Here is a 17927-nt window from a genome sequence, read left to right on the forward strand (position 1 = left end):
CCTGTCAAGTTCTACTGTTCGCATCGAGCGAATCCCAGCGGGGCCATGAACGCGGTTGTCTCACTGAGCTGTTTCCAACCTCAGTTTGAGCAGGTCAGATGCAGGGTGAGGACGGCCTGAACCAGGCTGGTGATGCGAGTCGTGGAACATCGCAGCTTGCGCAGGAGCCGCCAGGCCTTGAGGGTGGCCATGGCCTGCTCGACGAGCGTAAGGATCCTTGCATGCGAGCGGTTGACAGCCTGCTGACCTGCGGAACGCGTCTCCCAGCGACCCCAATATGGCAGCCGTACGGTGCCGCTGGCGCCCCGGTAACCCTTGTCGGCCCAGCACTCCACGCCGGCTTCCTCCAGGGCGTCGATGATGCCGTGGGTTCGCGCGGCCTTGATGTCGTGGACCGCGCCGGGCAGTGCAGGCGGTGCCCACACCAGTCGCCCGGCGGGATCGGTGATGATCTGCACGTTCATGCCGTGCTTCTCATGTTTCCCAGAGCAGAAGGGCCGGTCGGCCGCGATTCGGTCGATCGGCAGCAGCGTGCCGTCCAGGATCACGAATGCCTTGGTGGAGGCGGTGCAGGCCGCGGTCCGCAGGTCGGAAGCCAGCGCGGCGAGGGCCGCACCCGCAGCAACCGCTTCAAGCGCTGAACACTTCGCGAAGAACCCGCTGCAGGCGGTCGCGAGCCTGCAGGTCGGCAACGACAACGATGAAAGGCGGATCAGCGCGCTGGCTCAGACGTGCCTCGCGCCTGGTCGCGGCCGGCGACCACCAGGTATCCATCGCTCTCGGGGTCGAAGGTGGTGGACTGCACCGTGAGCCCGACACTCCGCAACTGCGCCACGAGGTCCTCGTACCGGTAGGGCCAGATGGACAACCGCTCCGAGCAGGCTCGCACTGCCCCATCCGGCTCGATCTGGGCGACCACGATCTCGAGGAAGTGTTCCTGATCCCAGCGCTGCTCGACCTGCCAGTAGTAGCTGACGACCGCATCGCGTTCGTCGCGGCGGATGAGTCGATCACGGACGTCTACCCGTGAGCCGGCGGAGCGCACGAGCTCCCAGTTGCGTGAGTGAAGCACAAGGCGTCCGCCCGGATTCAGCAGCCGCGACATCGCTTCCAGTGCGGTCAGGCGCCCGGCTGCGCCCTTGGCGTGTCCGAGCGAGTTGCCGACGCAGAACACCAGATCGAACGTGGAGTCCTCCAGGTGGTCGGGCAGCTCGTCCCAGCTCGCGCGGAGGGCTCGAAGCGAGACACCCTGCTCGTCGGCGGCCTTCTCGGTCCGGCGAACCATCCCATTGCTGGCGTCTGCGGCGACCACGTCAAGGCCAAGACTCGCGAGACCGACGGCGAGCTGGCCGGTTCCACACGCGCAGTCGAGGACGCGCGCGTTGGGCGGCAGAGAGCCCACGACATCGCTGTAGTAAACCGCGGCTGCCTTGGCGGGGGTCAACCTGTCGTCCCCGATCAGCCACTCGTATACGTCGGAAAGCGCCCCGTAACCAGCCACCGCGATAACCTCCATCACTCGACGACACGCGGGCTAGACCGCGCCTGCGATTCGGACCTTGCGCCTCGCACTGTGCCGGGCCGTGTCAGCGAAGCATTGAGCAGGACCCAACCACTTCCGGCCGCTGAGACTCCACCGGATTTCGTGGGAAACCGCGACACACCGCACCGACGCAAGTCCCCACTCCACCGGCGCCCCATCGGCCACGATGGGGACCGTGGCCGGCAAGCGCGCGTTCACTGCGGAGCGCTTTAGGCACAGCCATCCAAACTGATTGCCGAAACGCCGCGTCCGGATGAAGGACCGTCAGAGACCGCCCTCTACTGCCATGAGCCAACCGCGTTCACGGCCCCGCCGGGATTCGCTCGACGTGAACAGTAGAACTTGACAGGGAACGCCACTCCACGACGGTCGGCAGCCGGCGGGCGAGACACCCTTCGAGGATCCCGCCGAACACGCGCAGGGCGTCCGGTGTGGAGTCCTGCGACCCGGCGTCGTCACAGACCCGGGCGCGGCGTTCGTCGAGCGAGAGTCGCCACGCGGGCGGGAAGCATGCAGCGATGGAGGACTTGCCGCTTCCGGCCGGGCCGATGAGGACGTACAGGCCCGGCTGGGGAGGGTGTCGGTGGGCGAGCGCGGCCGTGGTGGTCATCTCGGTGTTCATGAGTCTCCTGGCGGTGGTCGGCGGTGGGTGGGTGCTGAGGGTCCACCGCAACCGCCCCGGACCCAGCAACCCGAAGAGGGGGTATGGGTACGGGGCGGCACGGGCAGTCCGTCAGTCAGAGCGCGGCGCAGATCGCGGCCAGGGCCAGCAGGGCGAGGGCGGCGAGGATGAGATCGACCGCGCGCCTCAAGCGGCCGTACTTGCGGACCGCGATGGCGGACAGGACGCGAATGCGGGCGGCGCGGGTGTCCCCGGTCATGCAGGCGCGGATCTCGTCCTCGTCCAGGGATGCCCAGTACGGGAACGACGCGCGGTCGCGTCCGGACAGTCGCGGCCGGACGACCAGGAGCAGGAGGACGGCGGCGGCGCCCAGGGCGAGGGCGGCGAATGCACCGAAGACGCGGGTGGGGAGCGGCAGGCCGTGGTTGGCGGCTGACGTGAGTCCAGCGAGGACTACGCCGGTGAAGGCGAGTAACAGCGAGGACTTTGCGTCGGTGCGGCTGGAAACGCGCGGGTTCGCAGAATCTGGGACCCGGCAGGGCTCGAACCGGACCGAGAGGCCGACGCTTCGCACCATGAGGCGTGTGAGTTCAGGTCTAACTCGCGTTAGATTACGGGCAGATCAGCCCAGGGGATTCTGGGGTGAATGGCAGCATCTGTGCGCTTTTGACTCTATGGCTGCCCAGCTGAAGTCAAGGGGGAGCCACAGCATGAAGTACAAGAACGAAGCTCAGATCAAGAAGGCACTCGGGATCGAGTCCTGGAGGAACCTCTCCAAGGACAAGATGATCAGGTTCGCAGCCATGATGCCCAACATGGACACTGAGGTGGCTCTCAAGATCGTTGAACAGTTCCCCGCGTTCAAGGACTTCGCCAAGGATGCTGTGAGTGCCATCGAGAGAGCGCACGAGTCCACGCTCTCGGCCAACAACCAAAGCCAGGAACATGTCCACCGTGCCTGCCAGGAGGTCAGGGACATCCTCAAGGGCGAACTCAACAAAGACAACCTGAGCTGTGAAGAGAAGAAGTTTCTGATCGAGCTAATCCAGGAAACTGCAAGGATGCAGTTCCAAAAAGACAGCGAGAACAAGCAGTTCTTGGACGGAACGCTCAGGAAGGTGCTGGTCGGCACTGCAGCCATAGTCGCCCTCGGCGTGGCTTTCGTCGGCGGCAAGGTGATGGCCGAGACGAGGGACAGTCCCGAGGACTCCCTGGAGGCTTGAGCTGGGCTCGGTCATCGCGGCAGCTTCGCGGTGCGTTCGGGGTAGGCGGCGGTGACGTAGCGCATGGCGGTCGCCTCGGTGATGCCGAAGAGCCTCATGAGCGTGAGCGGGTCGCCGGTGGTGAAGGCTTCGTTGAGGATCCGGTCCCGGCGCAGACCGTCGAGGGTCTGTCCCTTGGGCAGGACCGTCTGCATGGTGCTCCGGTGCACGGCCGGGTAGTCCGGGTCGGGTGCGGTCTTCTGGGTGACCAGCAGGTGGGGGTTGGCGCTGGTGGGCCAGCGTTGGTGACGGTAGGTGAGCCAGTCGGCGGCGAGGCGGTGGGTGAGTGGCTCCAGGTAGAGGGTGTGCCGTCGCAGGCCGCGACGTAGTTGGAGGGTTCCGCGGGCGAGGTTCAGGTCGGCGGTGAGTGCGGTGCGGATCTCGGCGGAGGGGACAGCGTGAATGGCTGCCAGGGCGATGGCGAGCTGCGCGAACGGGGTGCTGGCTTGGTCGAGCAGGCTGGCCAGAACGTCGGAGGGGACCGGTCGGGGGATGCCGGTCAGGTCGCCCACGGGCAGGTGGCGAGCAAGGTCGCGGAAGACCAGCCGTTCGCGCTTGAGCGTCCGGAACAAGCTGCGCAAAGCGGTGGCGCGCTGGCGGCGGCCGGTCCCCTCCAGGCCGTTCATCGTGTCCTGAATGTGGTCGGCGGTGACTTCCCGCAGCGTCGTCATGCCGGTCGCCGTCCAGGCGGTGAGGGTTGGCCGCAGGGTGGTCAGGTAGCGGCGAATGCCTTCCCAGCTGCGCGGCTCGTTCTCCCGGGGGCCTTGGCCGCGCAGCGTCTGCACCCATGCGTCGACCTCCTCGGCGACGGGTTGCGGCAGCGTGGCCAGCACCTTCTCGATCCCGGCCAGATCGCGGTCCCGGTGAAGTGCGGGATCGTCGACGAGCAGGTCACGAGCGCGCAGAAACTGGCAGACGGGCTTGGCCGCGAGATGCGTGTCCAGGTGGGCGAGGTCGTGGACGTCGCGCTCGTGGAAGGCGTTCTCGCCTCCGAGCCAGTAGCCCAGGATCGTGAGGGTGCGAATGTTCTTGTTGAAGCCTGACCCCTCCTGGTCGCGGCGTTGCTCGGCGAAGTCGTCCAGCAGCGCGGTGACCGCCTTCGTCAGCGGCAAGTCGGCCAAGGGGCGGCCCCGTAGTCGCGCTAGCACCGGTGACCAGTCGCGGCGCAGCGTGAACAGGGCTTCCTGTCCCGCGCAGATCGTCGCCGCTTGCATCACGTCCAAGGCCGCCAGCAGGGGGCCGTCGTCCTGTGGCAACAGGCTGGTTCCGCCCGGGCCGACGGGCAGGTCGATCAGCAACTGGGTGGCGGCGGGCCGGCTCCGATCGTCGTCGCGGTAGGGGTGGCAGGCACGGCAGTGGCCAGCGCTCAGCGCCAGTCCGTCCCTGCCGCAGCGCGTGCACTGGCCCGGCTGGCGGTGACGGCTCATGCGCCAGTCTCGGCACGGGTCGCAGCGGAATCCCGCATGCGGAATCTCGGGCATCCAGGCGTTGCAGTCGCCGCACGAACGCGATGCGAGCCGTAGGTCAGGAACGGACTCGCTGACCAGCAGTCCCGCATGCAGCAGGACGATGCAGACCACGTCGCCCGACTTCGGCAGCTCCCGCAGCAGCAGTTCGCATGTCAGCTCGGCGCCGTCGGCCTCGCGTATCGCCAGTGCGAGCCGGACCATTTCGGCGGCCTGGCAGCGCCATGCCTTGCTCATGCGGCGCTCGGCGGTCAGCACCAGCAGAGCGGATTCGGCTTTCTCCCAGCCGGACAGCTGACGGGTGGCGATAGCGCGTGCCGTGTCGCGGGTCAGGGTGCGCGGCAGGATGAACAGGGGAAGCTGGCCCCACATCTGCGGCTCCAGCACGGCCGACTGGTCCCGCTCCACCGCGCGCTGCCTGTTCAGCTTGCGCTTCCACCCGGCACTCACCCCGGGCCCGCCGCTCTGGCTGAGCACAAGCGGATTGGCCTGGGTGGCGTAGTGGCGGTGGGTGCCAACGGTGAGCTGGAGCGCGCGCGGCCCAGCTCCCTGGATGCCCAGCGCCCACTCCGCATCGCCCTCGGCCCGGATGGCCTGCACGCACGGCTTGCACAGGCCGTCGGATCCCAGGTGCGCATCGTGACGGCAACGCGGGCAGGCTCCGCGTACGGGATGTGCGCGGGCGAACTTCTCGCAGCCGGAGCAGGCGCGCGCTGCCAGAACCGACCAGCCTCGGCACATCGAGCAGCTGCGGGCGATCCCCTTCCTCCTGGTCATGACCGTTCCTCAGCTCGGAGGCAGCGAACGCGGCCCGCGGGCCGGGCGCGAGCGGGGGACCGGCCTCACCGGCCCCGCCGGATCGTGGTCGGCGCCGACTGCGGCCTGGCCAAAGTTCTCGACCGGTCGCGCAGCAGCGGCCGGTTCGGCCTGGAGCAGATCGCCGACCGTGCAGCCGAGCGCCGTGCACATCAGGTCCAGGTCGTCCAGGCGAACCGTGACCGGCTGGCCGCTCCACAGGGCAGCGACCTTGCTCAGCGAGGGGTTGAACCCCACTTGCTGGAAGGCGGCCAGCACCTCGCTGGGCCGCCACAGGTCGCGCTGGGCAGCGACCATCCGCAGATTCCACTTCACCGCAGGTTCCCCTTGTCCATCACCAGTCGTTGGGCCGCTCGGTCACTGGCGGCCAGGTTGGCGTGCTCCGGGTCGGCGTGCGCGGTCGACATATACCGCAACGTCGTGGTCGCCCAGGCGTGTCCGAGGACCTTCTGCACCTCCCACAACGTCATCCCACGCTCGTAGTTGTGGGTTGCGCAGGCGTGGCGCAGCAGGTGCGGAAACAGGTCGGTGACCGGACCGGTCAGGTAGGCATCGGCTGCGGCGTGCAGGGTCTTGCGGAATGCCGAGGGGCCGATCGCCGGGGCGATCGGCAGGTTCAGCGCCGCCACCGTGGTGGGCTTGCGCTCGGAGGGCCACAGCGGCGCCTTCGGGTGCTCGACGTCGTCGCCGAACTCTCCTCGGACCTCTTCGATGTACCACCACAGCAGGGCCCGGCCTTCCTGGAACATGTACGCCTCGCGGGGCCGGGGCCCCGACCCGCCCGCGCCCTTGCCGAGCACAACGAATCGGCCCCACTGGCCCGACTCCCAGTGCAGGTCGCCCATGAACACCCCGCACAGTTCGTTGGCCCGGACCCCGGACAGGTAAGCGACCTTGGTCATCACGTAGTCACGGCAGGCGACCAGGTACTTGCGGGCATTCGGCAGATCCTCGCGCCAGCGGCCGAAGAAGTCCCGCATCGCCGTCTGCGAGGGCGGGATCCGCAGCCCGAAGTCGCCGCGGTGCCGGGGCCGATTGAACGGATCGATCGGCGACTCGATGCCATGCCCGAAACGCCGCATGATCTCGCCGGCGTAGCGCTGTTCGAGGAACGCGAAGTAGCCGTCGATCTTCCCGAACTTCGCGCGCAGGGTCGACGGCGCCCGCTTGCCCGCCCCGGCGAAGTACCGGTCGACCTCGCGGGACGAGAGTTGCCACGGCACCGTGCCGTAGTACTCGCAGACCTCGACCACCGGCTTGATCAGTCCGTCCAGGGTCTTCGGCGCCAGCCCGGCCGCGTCGCGCGCCCACTGGTACTCGGACAAGGTGTCGAGGAAGAAGCTCTCCTCATCCTGCGCCGAGATCCGGGCCTGGCGCCGCCGCTGGAGCGTGACGACGTCCGCAAGGCCGGACTCGACCGAGACCGCCGCCGGATCGACCGGAGCGGTCGGCTCCTGAGCGGGGCGCACGAGCGTCAGCACGCGACTTTCGAAATCTGCCACAAGCAAGCAAATTACGGGCACTGCACGCAGAATCTGCGAGTTACCGACTGAATCTCACACCATCGAGCGACGTACCGGTAACCCTGCTCTCGCCTGCTGACATGCCGTGGTGGTGCTCGCCCGGGACAGGTAGGAACCCGCGCGTACTCCAATAATCTCTGTCGTGACCGTGGCGCAGGCGTCATCGAGCGCTTTGTCGACGGTGGTGGTGGGGGAGGGGGTGGTGGTCATGTGCGGGGTCTCCTTGGGCGGGAGCGGGTCCGGGCGGCCACCAGTGGTGTGGCCGCCCGGAGTCGGTGAGTGAGTTGTTAGTTCTGGGGCGCTTCGGCGGTGCGGTCGGCGAGGTGCTTGGCGTGGGCGTCCTGCCATTGCTGGGGGTCGTGGCCGGCGGATGTGGCGGCGGCCCAGGCGAATTCGCCGATCTCGCCGCTGTCGAGTTCGTCGGCGGTCTCGGCGACGATCTGCGCGGCGAGGCGCGGGTCGGCAGTGTGCAGGGCGTTCAGGTAGCGGTACGCGACCCAGGCGGTCACGCCGGCTGTCGCGTGCGCGGCGAACGTCTCCGTGGAGATCTCGTCGGTCGTGCGCATCGCGTGGGTGCTGAGAATGCTCTGCTCCAGCAGGTCGCCGGCGGTTTCGCCGATGTCCTGGGTGACCTCGTGGCGGGTCCGGGACGGCTCGGCGGGGATGGCGTCAGGCATCGCGATGGCGGTGGTCGTATCCGCGGACAGGGTGTCCTGCCAGGTGGCATGGACCTGGTCGGGGGTGGTGAAGCTGTCGGTGCCGATGCCGTGACGGCGTCGGCGGGCGGGCATCTGGGCTCCGAGGAAGTCTTCACCAACGATGAGCACGGCTTCCTGGTTGGCGGTGATACGGACGCGGACGATGTCGTCGGCTGCGGTGAAGCGGGCCAGGAGATGGGTGTCGAGCGCGGGGAACGGCACGCCCTCATCGGTGAGCTGCTCGATGACGCTGCGCAGGGCGCCCCGCCAGTCGATGAAGATCGACGTAGGGGCGGCGATGCCGAGGTCGCTGAAAGGTGTGGTGAACCGGACCCGGTCCTCGGTAACGGTCAGGGTGACCGGAGTCTGGCCGGGCTGAGCGGCGATCCACTCGCGCAGGGACGGTAGCGAGCCGGCGGAGATGGTGCGCCGGGCGAACAACTCACTGTCCAGGCCCTGGTGTCGGTACCGGGCTGCAGCAATGGTGTAGCGGTCGCTGGCCACCGCGTACAGGAAAGTGGCGTCCGCTTCCAATCGGATGCCTGCCAGTTGGGGGATGGAGTTGCCTCCGACGTGATTGATGGTGCGGTCGATGAGGCGGCCGAGCTGGTGGGCGTTGATGGTGACAGTCACGGGGAGTCTCCTTGGGATCGTGTGGCAGGGGCCGGGCGGCCTGGCCCGCACCCGACTGGGTGGGTTCGGGTGCGAGGCAGGTGGTCCGGGGCTAGAGACCGCGGGCGTCAGCGAGGCTGGCGGCCTGGCGGAGCATGCGGATCGGTACGTGGCTCGTGCGGTGGGCGTCGTTGAACGACGGCACTGAGTCGGTGTCGCCGAATGTGCGGCGGATCGCGTCGAGGAGCACGGCGGCGGCGCTGGCTTCCAGGCCGCTGTCGCCGCGGGCTTCGATCCGGATAGCCCCGTAGAGGCAGCGGGCGCCGTCCTCGTCGACCAGGGCTCCGGTGCACCAGCCGTTGGTGAGTAGGCGGTGGTGGGCCCGTTGGAGGAGGGCTGCGACCGGGGTCGGGTACGGGTCCGGTAGCGGGGCGGGGCCGGTGTCGAGGGGGCCGGTGACGACGTCGCGCAAGTCCACGGGTTCGGTGTCGATGTGTGCCGTGTTGACCTGGTAGGCGACGGCGGCCTCGTCCAGGCGCATGCTCATCGCCGTGTTGATGAACGCCAGGCGTTCTTCGAGGGACAGTTCCGTCGACGGTGCGGGCGGTGCAGTGGTGGGGGAAGGGTGGGTCTGAGGCATGGGGGCTCCCTGAGCCGTCGAAGGCGAGGGTGGGTGGTGCCTTCGATGTCGGCAGCCGGGGCGGTTTTCAGATGCTGGAGATCCAGCCGGTGACGGTGTTGATCGCGTCGGTGATGAGCAGGGCCCGGCCGGTGACGGCCGGGCCCTGCTGTGTGGGGTTAGGTGCGGGAGAGGTTCTTGATGGCCTCTAGTGCCTGGCGGGGTGAGGTGACGGCGTCGCGTCGGGCAGCAGGCTTCCCGCCGCTCTTCTTGGGCCTCTCCTCGTACTCGTCCTCGTCGTCGCTGGGTTCGGGGCCGAACTCGCCGGGTCGGGGTGGCTCGGTCCAGTCGAACCACAGGTCCCGGGCTTCGAGCTCGCGGATCTCGTGGTCGGTGAGGGTGGTGATGGTGTCGGGGAAGTAGCCGTCGAGGCTGGTCTTGAAGTCCATGAGCAGGGTGCGTAGGACTTCGGGCTGTTTGGCTTCGACGATCCATCCGGCGCCGCCGGTGTTGGAGTTGGCGGGCGGTTCGGGCTCGCCGCGCATGACCCGCTCGATCCGGCCCGCTTCTTCGGGGGAGAAGGAGCGGGGGAGCGGGTCGGGGGTGTTCTCGGAAGGGATTCCCAGGTCCTTGAACATCTTGGCCACCTTGCCGGGGGCCACCTTCAGCACGACGGGGATGCAGTTCTCGCGCAGGTTCTCGCACAGCAGCTGGGTGAAGCCGTCCTGCACGAAGATTGACTGGCCGGCCACCTTGATGCCGATGCCGTACTTGCGGCCCTTGACCGACACCGTCTCGGCGAGGTCCATGATTTCCGCGCCGTAGTCGCCGTGGCGGGCGGCGGAGAGGAACTCGTCGAGGTAGGCGGACAGCATCCGGTAGGGGCAGCCCGGCAGGTTCGGGTCCCAGTCGTAGACGCGTCCGTCCTCCCACGGCATCTCGCCGCGGATCTCCATGAGCGCGTCCAGGGTGCGCAGGAGCCGGATCATGTAGAGCGCGCCGACGCCGTAGCGGTCGGTGTACTCGCCCAGCTTGGCGGCCTTCTCGTCCGGGGCTTCGGCTGCCAGCCAGACCACGGCGCCGAAGAGGGCGTCGGCGGCGACGTGCAGGCCCATGAGCTGGGTCTTGCCGCCGCCGGAGGGGGCGACGAACAGGCCGTGGGCTGCGCCGCGGTCGGTGTAGACGCGGTTGCGGGCGGGTTGGCCGTTGCCGAGGTAGCCGGTCACCCATCGGCCGTCCGCGTCGGGGGTCAGGAGCTCCCTCGTGGCGGGGAAGATCTGCGCGAGTGGCGAGGTGTCCCACAGGGAGATGAGGACCTGGTTGCCGTCGACGGTGACGAACAGCCGGCCTTCGTCGTACTTGGTCTTCAACGCGGCGGCCAGCTTGTGCTGGTTGACGGATGGCTCGCCCATCTCGTCGGGGACCTGGGCGATGTAGTGGGTGACCTTCCGCTCCTGGTCGCGGACCTCCTTGACGAACTCCGAGCCGGGCACGGGCCCGCCGACGGATCCGATTCGGTCGGTCCACCACTCGTGGGCGGTGGGGGCCTTACGGCGCCGCTCGGCGAGGTCGGGGGTGACGTGGACTTCCCTCCAGCCGGGCCCGCCGCCGCGACCGTGCTGCCGGGCCACCTCGCGGATGTGCACATCGGTGGCGTCGACTTCGAACGCGGCGGCGACAGCCTCCGGGGTGAGGCCGGTGATAGGCCGCCCCGCCTCAGCTGCGCGCAGCAGCAGTGACAGATCGTGGCGCATCCCAGGGTGCGGGGTGGCCTTGACGACGATGGTGCGGCCAGGCATGCCGCGGCTCTCCCACAACGTGCGGACCTGGCGGGTGAACGCGTCGGCTCCGTCGTCCGGCTGCGCCAGGGACGGCTCCGGCTTGGGGGCGGCCTGGAGCTGCGGCACAGGGTGCGGGGCGGCGAGGGCGGGGCGGTGGTTGCGGCGGGTGTGGCGGGAGAAGGGCATCACCAGCAGACCGGCCGTCGCCCACCCAGCCGCAAGCACAACGTCCAGGCAGTAGGGACCCCAGCCGGTCGTGTTCTGGGCGGCGACGTCGACCGCCGCGGCCAGGACGAGCGGAGACCAGCGCAGAATCCTGCGCCCCGTTCCGGGCTCGCCGTTCTTCGCGGCAAGGATCCAGCCGCCGATACCGGCGGCGCCCGCCAGCTGCACAACCGTGCTCACGGGGCTGTCAGGGGAGAGGTTCGGGGCCACGGCGAGGACCGGGGCGGTCAGGGTGTAGAGGGTGCGCTCCAGGGCGACGCTGCGCGGCACGGACACCAGGTTTCTCCTTGTCGGGAAAACGGGATGGGCGGCCCCGCCACGGTTGGCGGGGCCGCCCATCACAGGGGGTTGGGTAAGTCGGGCTAGCGGTTGAAGAAGCCCGGCTTGGGGGTGCGCTCGCGCCGGTTGGAGCGGACGGTGTCCAGGCCCTCGTACAGCCGAGCGTGCGTACGCCGCGCCTCGTGGGCGAGGCCGGACACGTACTGGGCCGTGGCGTGGAGCTTCTGCACTTCGACCGCGGCGCCGCCCAGGGCGACGGACACCTGGTTGGTCATCTCGATGAACTTCACGTCGAGTTCGGCGTTGGCGACGTCGACGGTCAGGGCCTCCGCCCGCTGGGCGTTGCTGCGCATCCCGCGCAACAGTTGCTCCAGCTCGTTGCCGGCCAGGTCCATGGCCGTGCCCAGCGTCTTGAGCTTGTGTTGGACCGACTTGTAGCGGTTGTCACCATCTGTGTGGGGCGCGAGGTCACTCATCAGCAGGCCGTCTCTCTTTCTAGTCGTGGTGGGCGGCGGCGGAGGCGTGGGCAAGTCCGGCGTCGTCCATGGCCTGCACGTCCTCGCCATACGTGAAACCGACCATGAAGGCGGTGAGCCGTGCGCCCTGCGAGGCGATCCCGCACTCGGCAGCGCACCGTTCGGCCAGCCTCTTCATGCTGGCGGCGGAATCGGCCAGGTCGGTGATCTGGTCGACGACTTCGGTGGCGACGTTGTGGTCACTGCCCAGGTCGACCGCCATGTCCCGTAGGGCATCGGCGACCTTGCCGAGTGCGATGGCCAGTTCCTGGGCACGGTCCTTGTCGGCTTCGGAGGCGAGCGCGATGTTCACGATCTCCACCAGGTACTCGCCGAAGGTGATGTCGGTGCGGTGTTTGGCCGCCATGCCGGTCTGACCGGACGCGGTCCGTTTGACCTCCGCTGCCACGGGGTCCTCCTGTGCAGTAGGCCGGGTGCTCCCGGGACTCTCGGTGTGGGTTTCTGGGGCCGGCAAGCCCGCGGAGTTGGAGACGTACGCCCCGAACGGGTCGGCCGGGTCATCGACGATGACCGCGTCCGGGATCTCTTCCTCAGCCCGTTCGGTCTTCGAAGGACGACTTGGGCGGCCGGGGCTGTCGACGGTGGCACCGAGGTCTTCCGGCGTCGCCATACGGGGCGGTTCCTCCGTACCGGCAGCCGGCCCCGACGACGCTGTACCGGACTTTCCGAAGCGGTCCTTGACCCGCTCCTTGAACGACCGCTTGCCGGCGCCGCTCTCGTCGTCAGCATCCGGCGGGGCCTTGACGCCGCCAGGCTGAGAACCGCTGCCTGTCCCGGTGCCGCCCGACGGCTTCCCCGCGTTGTTCTTGCTGCCCTCCGATTTCGTCTTCTTGGTCGTGGGGGCGTCGTCCTGGCCATCTGAGGTCGTCTCAGAGCCATCCTTGGACGGCTTCTTGGTGGCCTCGGAGTCCCTACCTGCGGTGTCGTCCTTGTCCTTGCCCTCCTTCACGTCCGCCGCGCGGCGCTTGTCCCAGCGCCGCTGCGCCTCCTCGGCCACGGCCGCACTGAGGGTGGTCCGGTCATTGGCGGTCTTGGCGGCCTCTCGCTTCGCCTTCCTCGCGGCCTTCCGCTCGGCCTTCTTGGTACGGCGTTCCTCCCGCGCGGCCTGCTTGTTCGCGCGGGCCTGGTCGCGCGCCTTGCCGCGGTCGTCTCGGTCCTGGTCACGGTCCTTGGTGCGGTCGGCGATACGAGCGTCCTGGTTGGCGCTGCGCCGCTGCTGGCGTGCCGCCTGGCGGGCAGCGGCCCGCTCCTGACGGCCACGCGCCCGCTCGGCGGCAGGACCGGTCTCCGCGTTCCGCGACGTACTGCCGTCGCCCTTCGAGCCGCCTTTGCCGGACCCGTTCTTGCTCGATCCGGTCCCGGAGTTGCCCGAGCTGCCCTTGCCGGGCCCAGATCCGGACCCGCCGCCACCTGAACTGCCCTTGCCGGTACCGGCCTTGCCCGACCCGGAGCCGCCAGAGCCGTTCTGACGACCTCCGGAGCCCCCGGACGACTCGTTGCCCCTCGAAGGGCCCCCACGGCCGCCAGCGGAGCGATCGGAGCCCTTCCCGGTGCCTTTGGGGGAGCTACCGCCACCGGATCCACGCCCGGTGCCGGCGGAGCCGTTCGTTCCCGACCCCCGGCCGGAGCCGCCGGAGTTGCCGCCATTTCCGCGCGAGGACCCGCCCCCGCCGGCCTTCGAGCGGCCGCCCTTGTCAGCGCCCAGGCCGGAGCCGGACGACTTCGTGCGGTCGGCTTCGCCCTTTCCGCGCGCTGCGGCCCTATCAGCCTTCGCCTTCATCATCGCCGTGTGGAGCTTCGCGTTCTGCTCCATCATCGCGACCTCCCGCGCGGTGCGGGCTTCCACCAGCGCGGTTTTACGCGCTATTTCCGCTTCACGGAACGCTGATTCTCCGGCGTGCCGGTCGCGCGCCACTCCCAGCCGGTGTTCCAGCCAATCACCGAGGCGATCGGCGAGAGAACGAGCCTGGACGTATTCACCTTCCCCGTATTCCCCTTCGCTGGAATCCGGAGGGTCGGGCATTCCTGTTTCCCGCAAAGCGGTTTCCGGGGAAATAGGGCCGCGAATAGCTGGGAGTTCCATGGTCGTCTCCTGCGGAGACTCCGGAGGAACAACGCCGCCTACATCATTGTCGGGTGGTTCTGAATAGAAGAGATCCCCGCCGTCGGGGGCATCCGGCATTGCGCCGTAATCACCGCCCCGATGGGGGAGTTGGACCACGTTGCTGTCGGTGTCGTCGGACACGCGACCCCTCCTCCTGGACTTGACAGCCGGCACCGGCCTCGCGTACACGCGCGCACGCCACGCGCGGCACGCGATACGCGCGGCACGCGTTGGGATCGACGAAGGGCCACCCCCGGAGATCGGGAGCGGCCCTTCGTGCGGGACACGGGGTGAGCTAGCCGGTGTGGCGGCGGTGGACGTTGTTCAGGGCGAGCGCCACCTCGCGGATGTACGCGGTGTCACCCTCGCGGTAAGCGTGCGTGCCTCGGATATTCACAACCCGAAGCCAGGCGTAGAAGGTGCCGAGGTCTTTTCCGTGCCGCGCAATCAAATCCTGTTTGATTTTGCGCTCGTGTTCCGCACGGTTCAAATCCTTCCGCTCTGCTTTCGTGAGCGGGCGACCGGCACTCACGCCGACTCCCTGCGGTCCAGGTTGTAAATCGACGTCGGGCTACCATAGCCCATATTCTGGCTCTGCGCACCCTGCTGCCCCGCGCTTTCCGGGGCGGCCTGGAGTGACAGGTTATTCTTCCTCTCCTTGAGCTGAGCCTTTTCCTTTCGCTGCTTCTCTACCTTCGTCACCTTCTCGTCGTGGGCCTGACGCTTATGAGCGCTCTTTTCCAGTCCCGAAGTGACGCTTTTGAGGTTCTTCAGGATGTCGTTCAGGGACTTTTCCACCGGGAAGGAACGCAGTCGGGCCTGGCCCCACCTGTCGCCGTCCACACGAGTCTTGCGGCAGTGCACGCGCGTCTCGCGGTGGAGGATCTCCAGCTTGGCCTGCATGTCCAGCACGACCCGGTGGAAGTCGGCGAGGTAGTGCGCGTAGGCGGCGGGGTTCTGCGCGATCTCGCGCAGCGCAGCGTTCGGGTCGTCGAAGAACGGCTTGCCGTTGCCTTCGGTACTCACGGGGTCCTCCATGGAGATCGGAACTGGTGGGGCTGTTGGCTGCTTCCGGCAGTCGCGGCGAAGGCCAGCCCCGTCGAAATGAGGGCTGGCCTTCACTGGTGGTGCCGGACCTTGACGGTCCGTCGGCGTCCAGACCGTGGCTGGCACGGTCCGAGCCGGTCCGAGCCGGTCCGGACCGGTCGGGTCAGGTGGCGGTGTGCTGCTTGAGGGCGACGGCGATCTGCCCGGCGCGGTCCGTGGCGATGGAGCCGCCCTCGGTCCGGACCGCCTTGGCGATGTTGGTTCGGTTCAGTGGCTCGTTCGTGGTCCGGAGCCGGTCCAGCGCGGTCCGCTCCAGGTCCGTGAGCGTGATGACGGTGAGGTCCGGACCGCCGTCCTCGCCACGGTCCGGACCGCAGACGCCTTCCGGTGCTTCCTGGACGACCGGTCCGGTGCGGTCCGGCTCCTGCGGTCCGGGAGCGGCATCAGCGGTCCGGACCGTCACCCCCCGCGCGGCCGACGCGCCCTGGGCAGCGGGCACGGTCCGAGGACCCCGGTCCGGACCGGGGCCGGTCGGCAGGTCAGCGCTCTGCGGACCGGCCGGACCGGCCTCCAGGGCGAGCGCCGGTCCGCCGGTCCGGTCCGTGGCTCCAGCGGTCCGGACCGGACCGTGGACCGCGTTCCGGTCGCACGGACCGGACCGGACCGGATACCCGCCGGGCTGGACCGGGCGGACCGGAACGAGGCTTTCCAGCGGTCCGTTGCGGTCCGTGCGGGTCAGGGTGAGGACTGTGGGGATGGCCGCCGGTCCGTGATCGTCGGCCGAGATGCGGGGGACGACGACCCGGTGCAGGGCCAGACCGGTCCGGACCGCCTTGCGGTCCGCGAGCTGTGAACCGGCTGCGGTCCAGGCCCGGTCCAGCGTGGTCAAGCGCGGGTCGGTGATCGCGAGGGACCAGGCGGTGAAGGAGTGGACCGGGTAGCGGAGCCAGCGGACCGCCCCGATCGACGGCCGAGCCTTGGCGACCCTGCCGTCCTCACGGAGCTGGCGGCGGTGGATCAGCGAGGCGTACAGCTCCCACAGCACCATCCCCACGATGCTCATGGCAGCGAACGCCACCGCCTTCGGGGTGAAGTGCCAGTAGGTGATCTGCTCCGTCCAGATCCCCGCCTTCGCGTCCCAGACCCGGCTGCCGGGCACCGGCTCACCGGAGGCGTGCCAGAAGTTCATGACCGCAGCCCCGAGGGCGAAGACCCACGTGCTGACGCGGTAGAGGGTTCCGGCGTCACCGCCCTGCCGGGCCTGGTGGTACATCCACCCCACGAACGCCGTACTGAGTTCCCACGCGGCGGCGAACAGGATCGTGAACGGAACGACCCAGCCGAGGATGTCCTCAGCGAACCCAGCCTGCCCCGTCCACGCGACGGCCATCGGAGCGGTGATCGGACCAATCACCATCAACCGCTCCGCATTGACCTTCACGAACTGCTTCACGCGGTCGGCCACCGCCGGCTTCCCCGCGCGGGCCACCGCGCGCAGCTCCCGGGCCTTCGCCTTGCGGGCCTCCTTCGCGTCCCGGCGCTCCTCAGCGGCGGTGTGCTTGAGGCGCTTGCGTTCCAGGGCCTGCTCGGTGCGGTCGGTCGCGCGCTTCATCCGTGCGGCGGCCTCGGCCACCATGTCGTCGGCGGCCTTCAGCGTGACCTCCGCGTCCGCTTCCCTCAACCGGGCCTGCGCCAACGCCTGCTCGGCTTCCGCGAGGTCCGCGTCCCGTTTGGTCCGGGCCACGGCCAGGAGGCGGCCAGCCTCCTGGCGGGCGGTGCGGGTCAGCCGCTCCGCGTCCTCAGCCGCCGTCGCCCGCAGCCGGCCGATGTCCTCCTCGGCCAGCGTCCGCGTACGCGCCGCATCCGCACGCGACACCTCCCGCTCGCGGGCAGCGTCCTCACGCAACTCGGCAGCCGCCTTCTCAGCCCCAGCCTTCACCTGCGCGGCCTGGGCGTCCGCCCTCTCGCGCAGCCGGTCGACCTCGCCCCGCGCCCGCTCCACGAGCTGTTCGGCGTCGGTAGTAGCCCGGGTACGGGTCTGCGCCGCAGTGAGCTCCGCGCCAGCCACCAGCTCAGTGCGCACATTCTCCACGTCGGCGAGAATCTTCGCCGCGGCCTGCGCGGCCTCGGTGCGGACCTGCTCCGCCTGCGCGGCCGCCGTGGTGGTGACCTCCTGCGCCTGGCGGCGCGCGTCGGCGAGCAACTGCTCGACAGTCGCATTGGCGCCGGCGAGGATCTGGTCGGCGTCGGCGGCCGCCGTCGCCGCGACGGTGTCGGCCTGGCGGCGCGCGTCGGCGAGCAGCTGCTCGACAGTCGCGTCAGCGGCGGCGCGGACCTCGTGGGCGTCGGCGGCCGCGGTGGCGGCTTCCGTGCGGACCCGGTCGGCTTCCTTCATCGCGTCGGCGATGATCTGCGCCTGCTCAGCGTTGACCGCTTCGGTGAACGAGGAGGCCTCCGCACGGGCACCGTCCAGGAGCTCGTCGGCGCGGGCCTGGCTGTCGGTGAGGATGCGCATCGCGTCGTCGGCGGCCAGGTCCCGGAGGTCGGCGGCGCGGTCGACGGCGTCGGCCAGGATCGGGTCGGCCTCCACACGCAGCAGCGGCACGATCTCGGGGACGGCCTGGGCGGGGATAGGGGCCGGCGGCGTCGGCGACTTGGCTCGCCCGGTGGCGCGGGGCTTCGCGGCCGGGGCGGCCTGGCGCCTGCGGCGGGTGGTGGTCTTGGGGGCCACAGTGGCGTCCTCTCTCTTCTTCTATGTGTTGGCGCCTCCGTCCAAGAGGCCACCGCGTCGGTA

General features: G+C 69.2%; 16 protein-coding genes and 1 pseudogene. 1 reads left to right on the forward strand and 16 read right to left on the reverse strand.

The genetic code is table 11. The features are described from left to right. Positions 1-80: 80 nt before the first annotated feature. The 4 genes and pseudogenes from OID54_RS38365 to OID54_RS38380 form a co-directional block, all read right to left on the reverse strand. Positions 81-608 (reverse strand): annotated as a pseudogene (locus OID54_RS38365) (transposase family protein); the annotation flags it as partial. 104 nt (positions 609-712) lie between these two features. Beyond that, complete coding sequence (locus OID54_RS38370; RefSeq protein ID WP_329028220.1) at positions 713-1516, reverse strand: class I SAM-dependent methyltransferase; 804 nt, start codon at positions 1514-1516, stop codon at positions 713-715. Between the two features lie 328 nt (positions 1517-1844). Next, positions 1845-2165: an AAA family ATPase gene (locus OID54_RS38375; RefSeq protein ID WP_329028222.1), complete on the reverse strand. Its 321-nt coding sequence runs from the start codon at positions 2163-2165 to the stop codon at positions 1845-1847. 115 nt (positions 2166-2280) lie between these two features. Further along, the gene (locus OID54_RS38380; RefSeq protein WP_329028223.1) at positions 2281-2742 is read right to left on the reverse strand and encodes a Pycsar system effector family protein; all 462 of its coding nucleotides are present in this window, start codon (positions 2740-2742) and stop codon (positions 2281-2283) included. Between the two features lie 133 nt (positions 2743-2875). Between OID54_RS38380 and OID54_RS38385 the strand changes: the two genes are divergently transcribed. Further along, positions 2876-3388: a hypothetical protein gene (locus tag OID54_RS38385; protein ID WP_329028225.1), complete on the forward strand. Its 513-nt coding sequence runs from the start codon at positions 2876-2878 to the stop codon at positions 3386-3388. 11 nt (positions 3389-3399) lie between these two features. On the opposite strand, the gene OID54_RS38390 is transcribed toward OID54_RS38385, so the two are convergent. From OID54_RS38390 to OID54_RS38445, 12 genes are all read right to left on the reverse strand, one after another. Beyond that, positions 3400-5670, reverse strand: a complete 2271-nt coding sequence (locus OID54_RS38390) for a hypothetical protein (protein ID WP_329028227.1) — start codon at positions 5668-5670, stop codon at positions 3400-3402. Positions 5671-5679: 9 nt separating this feature from the next. Beyond that, positions 5680-6024 (reverse strand): helix-turn-helix domain-containing protein, encoded by a 345-nt coding sequence (locus tag OID54_RS38395; protein WP_329028229.1) that lies wholly within the window; start codon positions 6022-6024, stop codon positions 5680-5682. Continuing rightward, positions 6021-7190 (reverse strand): tyrosine-type recombinase/integrase, encoded by a 1170-nt coding sequence (locus tag OID54_RS38400; protein ID WP_329028460.1) that lies wholly within the window; start codon positions 7188-7190, stop codon positions 6021-6023. The genes OID54_RS38395 and OID54_RS38400 overlap by 4 nt, the downstream gene beginning before the upstream one ends. 75 nt (positions 7191-7265) lie before the next feature. Then, positions 7266-7442: a hypothetical protein gene (locus OID54_RS38405; protein ID WP_329028230.1), complete on the reverse strand. Its 177-nt coding sequence runs from the start codon at positions 7440-7442 to the stop codon at positions 7266-7268. Between the two features lie 77 nt (positions 7443-7519). Next, positions 7520-8563 (reverse strand): hypothetical protein, encoded by a 1044-nt coding sequence (locus OID54_RS38410; RefSeq protein WP_329028233.1) that lies wholly within the window; start codon positions 8561-8563, stop codon positions 7520-7522. A 91-nt stretch (positions 8564-8654) separates the two neighbouring features. After that, positions 8655-9182, reverse strand: coding sequence for a DUF6197 family protein (locus OID54_RS38415; protein WP_329028235.1), 528 nt, complete (start codon positions 9180-9182; stop codon positions 8655-8657). A gap of 158 nt (positions 9183-9340) precedes the next feature. Beyond that, positions 9341-11443: a chromosome segregation protein ParM gene (locus OID54_RS38420; RefSeq protein WP_329028237.1), complete on the reverse strand. Its 2103-nt coding sequence runs from the start codon at positions 11441-11443 to the stop codon at positions 9341-9343. Between the two features lie 86 nt (positions 11444-11529). Next, positions 11530-11922: a conjugal transfer protein TraB gene (locus OID54_RS38425; protein WP_329028238.1), complete on the reverse strand. Its 393-nt coding sequence runs from the start codon at positions 11920-11922 to the stop codon at positions 11530-11532. Between the two features lie 19 nt (positions 11923-11941). Then, positions 11942-14005, reverse strand: a complete 2064-nt coding sequence (locus tag OID54_RS38430; RefSeq protein WP_329028240.1) for an ATP/GTP-binding protein — start codon at positions 14003-14005, stop codon at positions 11942-11944. A gap of 376 nt (positions 14006-14381) precedes the next feature. Further along, complete coding sequence (locus tag OID54_RS38435) at positions 14382-14618, reverse strand: hypothetical protein (RefSeq protein WP_329028242.1); 237 nt, start codon at positions 14616-14618, stop codon at positions 14382-14384. Next, the gene (locus tag OID54_RS38440; protein ID WP_329028244.1) at positions 14615-15124 is read right to left on the reverse strand and encodes a hypothetical protein; all 510 of its coding nucleotides are present in this window, start codon (positions 15122-15124) and stop codon (positions 14615-14617) included. The genes OID54_RS38435 and OID54_RS38440 overlap by 4 nt, the downstream gene beginning before the upstream one ends. Positions 15125-15296: 172 nt before the next feature. Beyond that, entirely contained in the window at positions 15297-17864 is a 2568-nt protein-coding gene (locus OID54_RS38445; RefSeq protein WP_329028246.1) for a hypothetical protein, read from the reverse strand. Between the last annotated feature and the right edge of the window lie 63 nt (positions 17865-17927).

Source organism: Streptomyces sp. NBC_00690 (genome assembly GCF_036226685.1).
Taxonomy (GTDB): Bacteria; Actinomycetota; Actinomycetes; order Streptomycetales; family Streptomycetaceae; genus Streptomyces.

Excerpts from the sequence above, each read along its gene's own strand:
- OID54_RS38370 (WP_329028220.1), bottom strand. The coding sequence starts at position 1,516 with ATGGAGGTTATCGCGGTGGCTGGTTACGGGGCGCTTTCCGACGTATAC.
- OID54_RS38375 (WP_329028222.1), bottom strand. The coding sequence starts at position 2,165 with ATGAACACCGAGATGACCACCACGGCCGCGCTCGCCCACCGACACCCT.
- OID54_RS38380 (WP_329028223.1), bottom strand. The coding sequence starts at position 2,742 with ATGGTGCGAAGCGTCGGCCTCTCGGTCCGGTTCGAGCCCTGCCGGGTC.
- OID54_RS38385 (WP_329028225.1), top strand. The coding sequence starts at position 2,876 with ATGAAGTACAAGAACGAAGCTCAGATCAAGAAGGCACTCGGGATCGAG.
- OID54_RS38390 (WP_329028227.1), bottom strand. The coding sequence starts at position 5,670 with ATGACCAGGAGGAAGGGGATCGCCCGCAGCTGCTCGATGTGCCGAGGC.
- OID54_RS38405 (WP_329028230.1), bottom strand. The coding sequence starts at position 7,442 with ATGACCACCACCCCCTCCCCCACCACCACCGTCGACAAAGCGCTCGAT.
- OID54_RS38415 (WP_329028235.1), bottom strand. The coding sequence starts at position 9,182 with ATGCCTCAGACCCACCCTTCCCCCACCACTGCACCGCCCGCACCGTCG.
- OID54_RS38425 (WP_329028238.1), bottom strand. The coding sequence starts at position 11,922 with ATGAGTGACCTCGCGCCCCACACAGATGGTGACAACCGCTACAAGTCG.
- OID54_RS38430 (WP_329028240.1), bottom strand. The coding sequence starts at position 14,005 with ATGCCCGACCCTCCGGATTCCAGCGAAGGGGAATACGGGGAAGGTGAA.
- OID54_RS38440 (WP_329028244.1), bottom strand. The coding sequence starts at position 15,124 with ATGGAGGACCCCGTGAGTACCGAAGGCAACGGCAAGCCGTTCTTCGAC.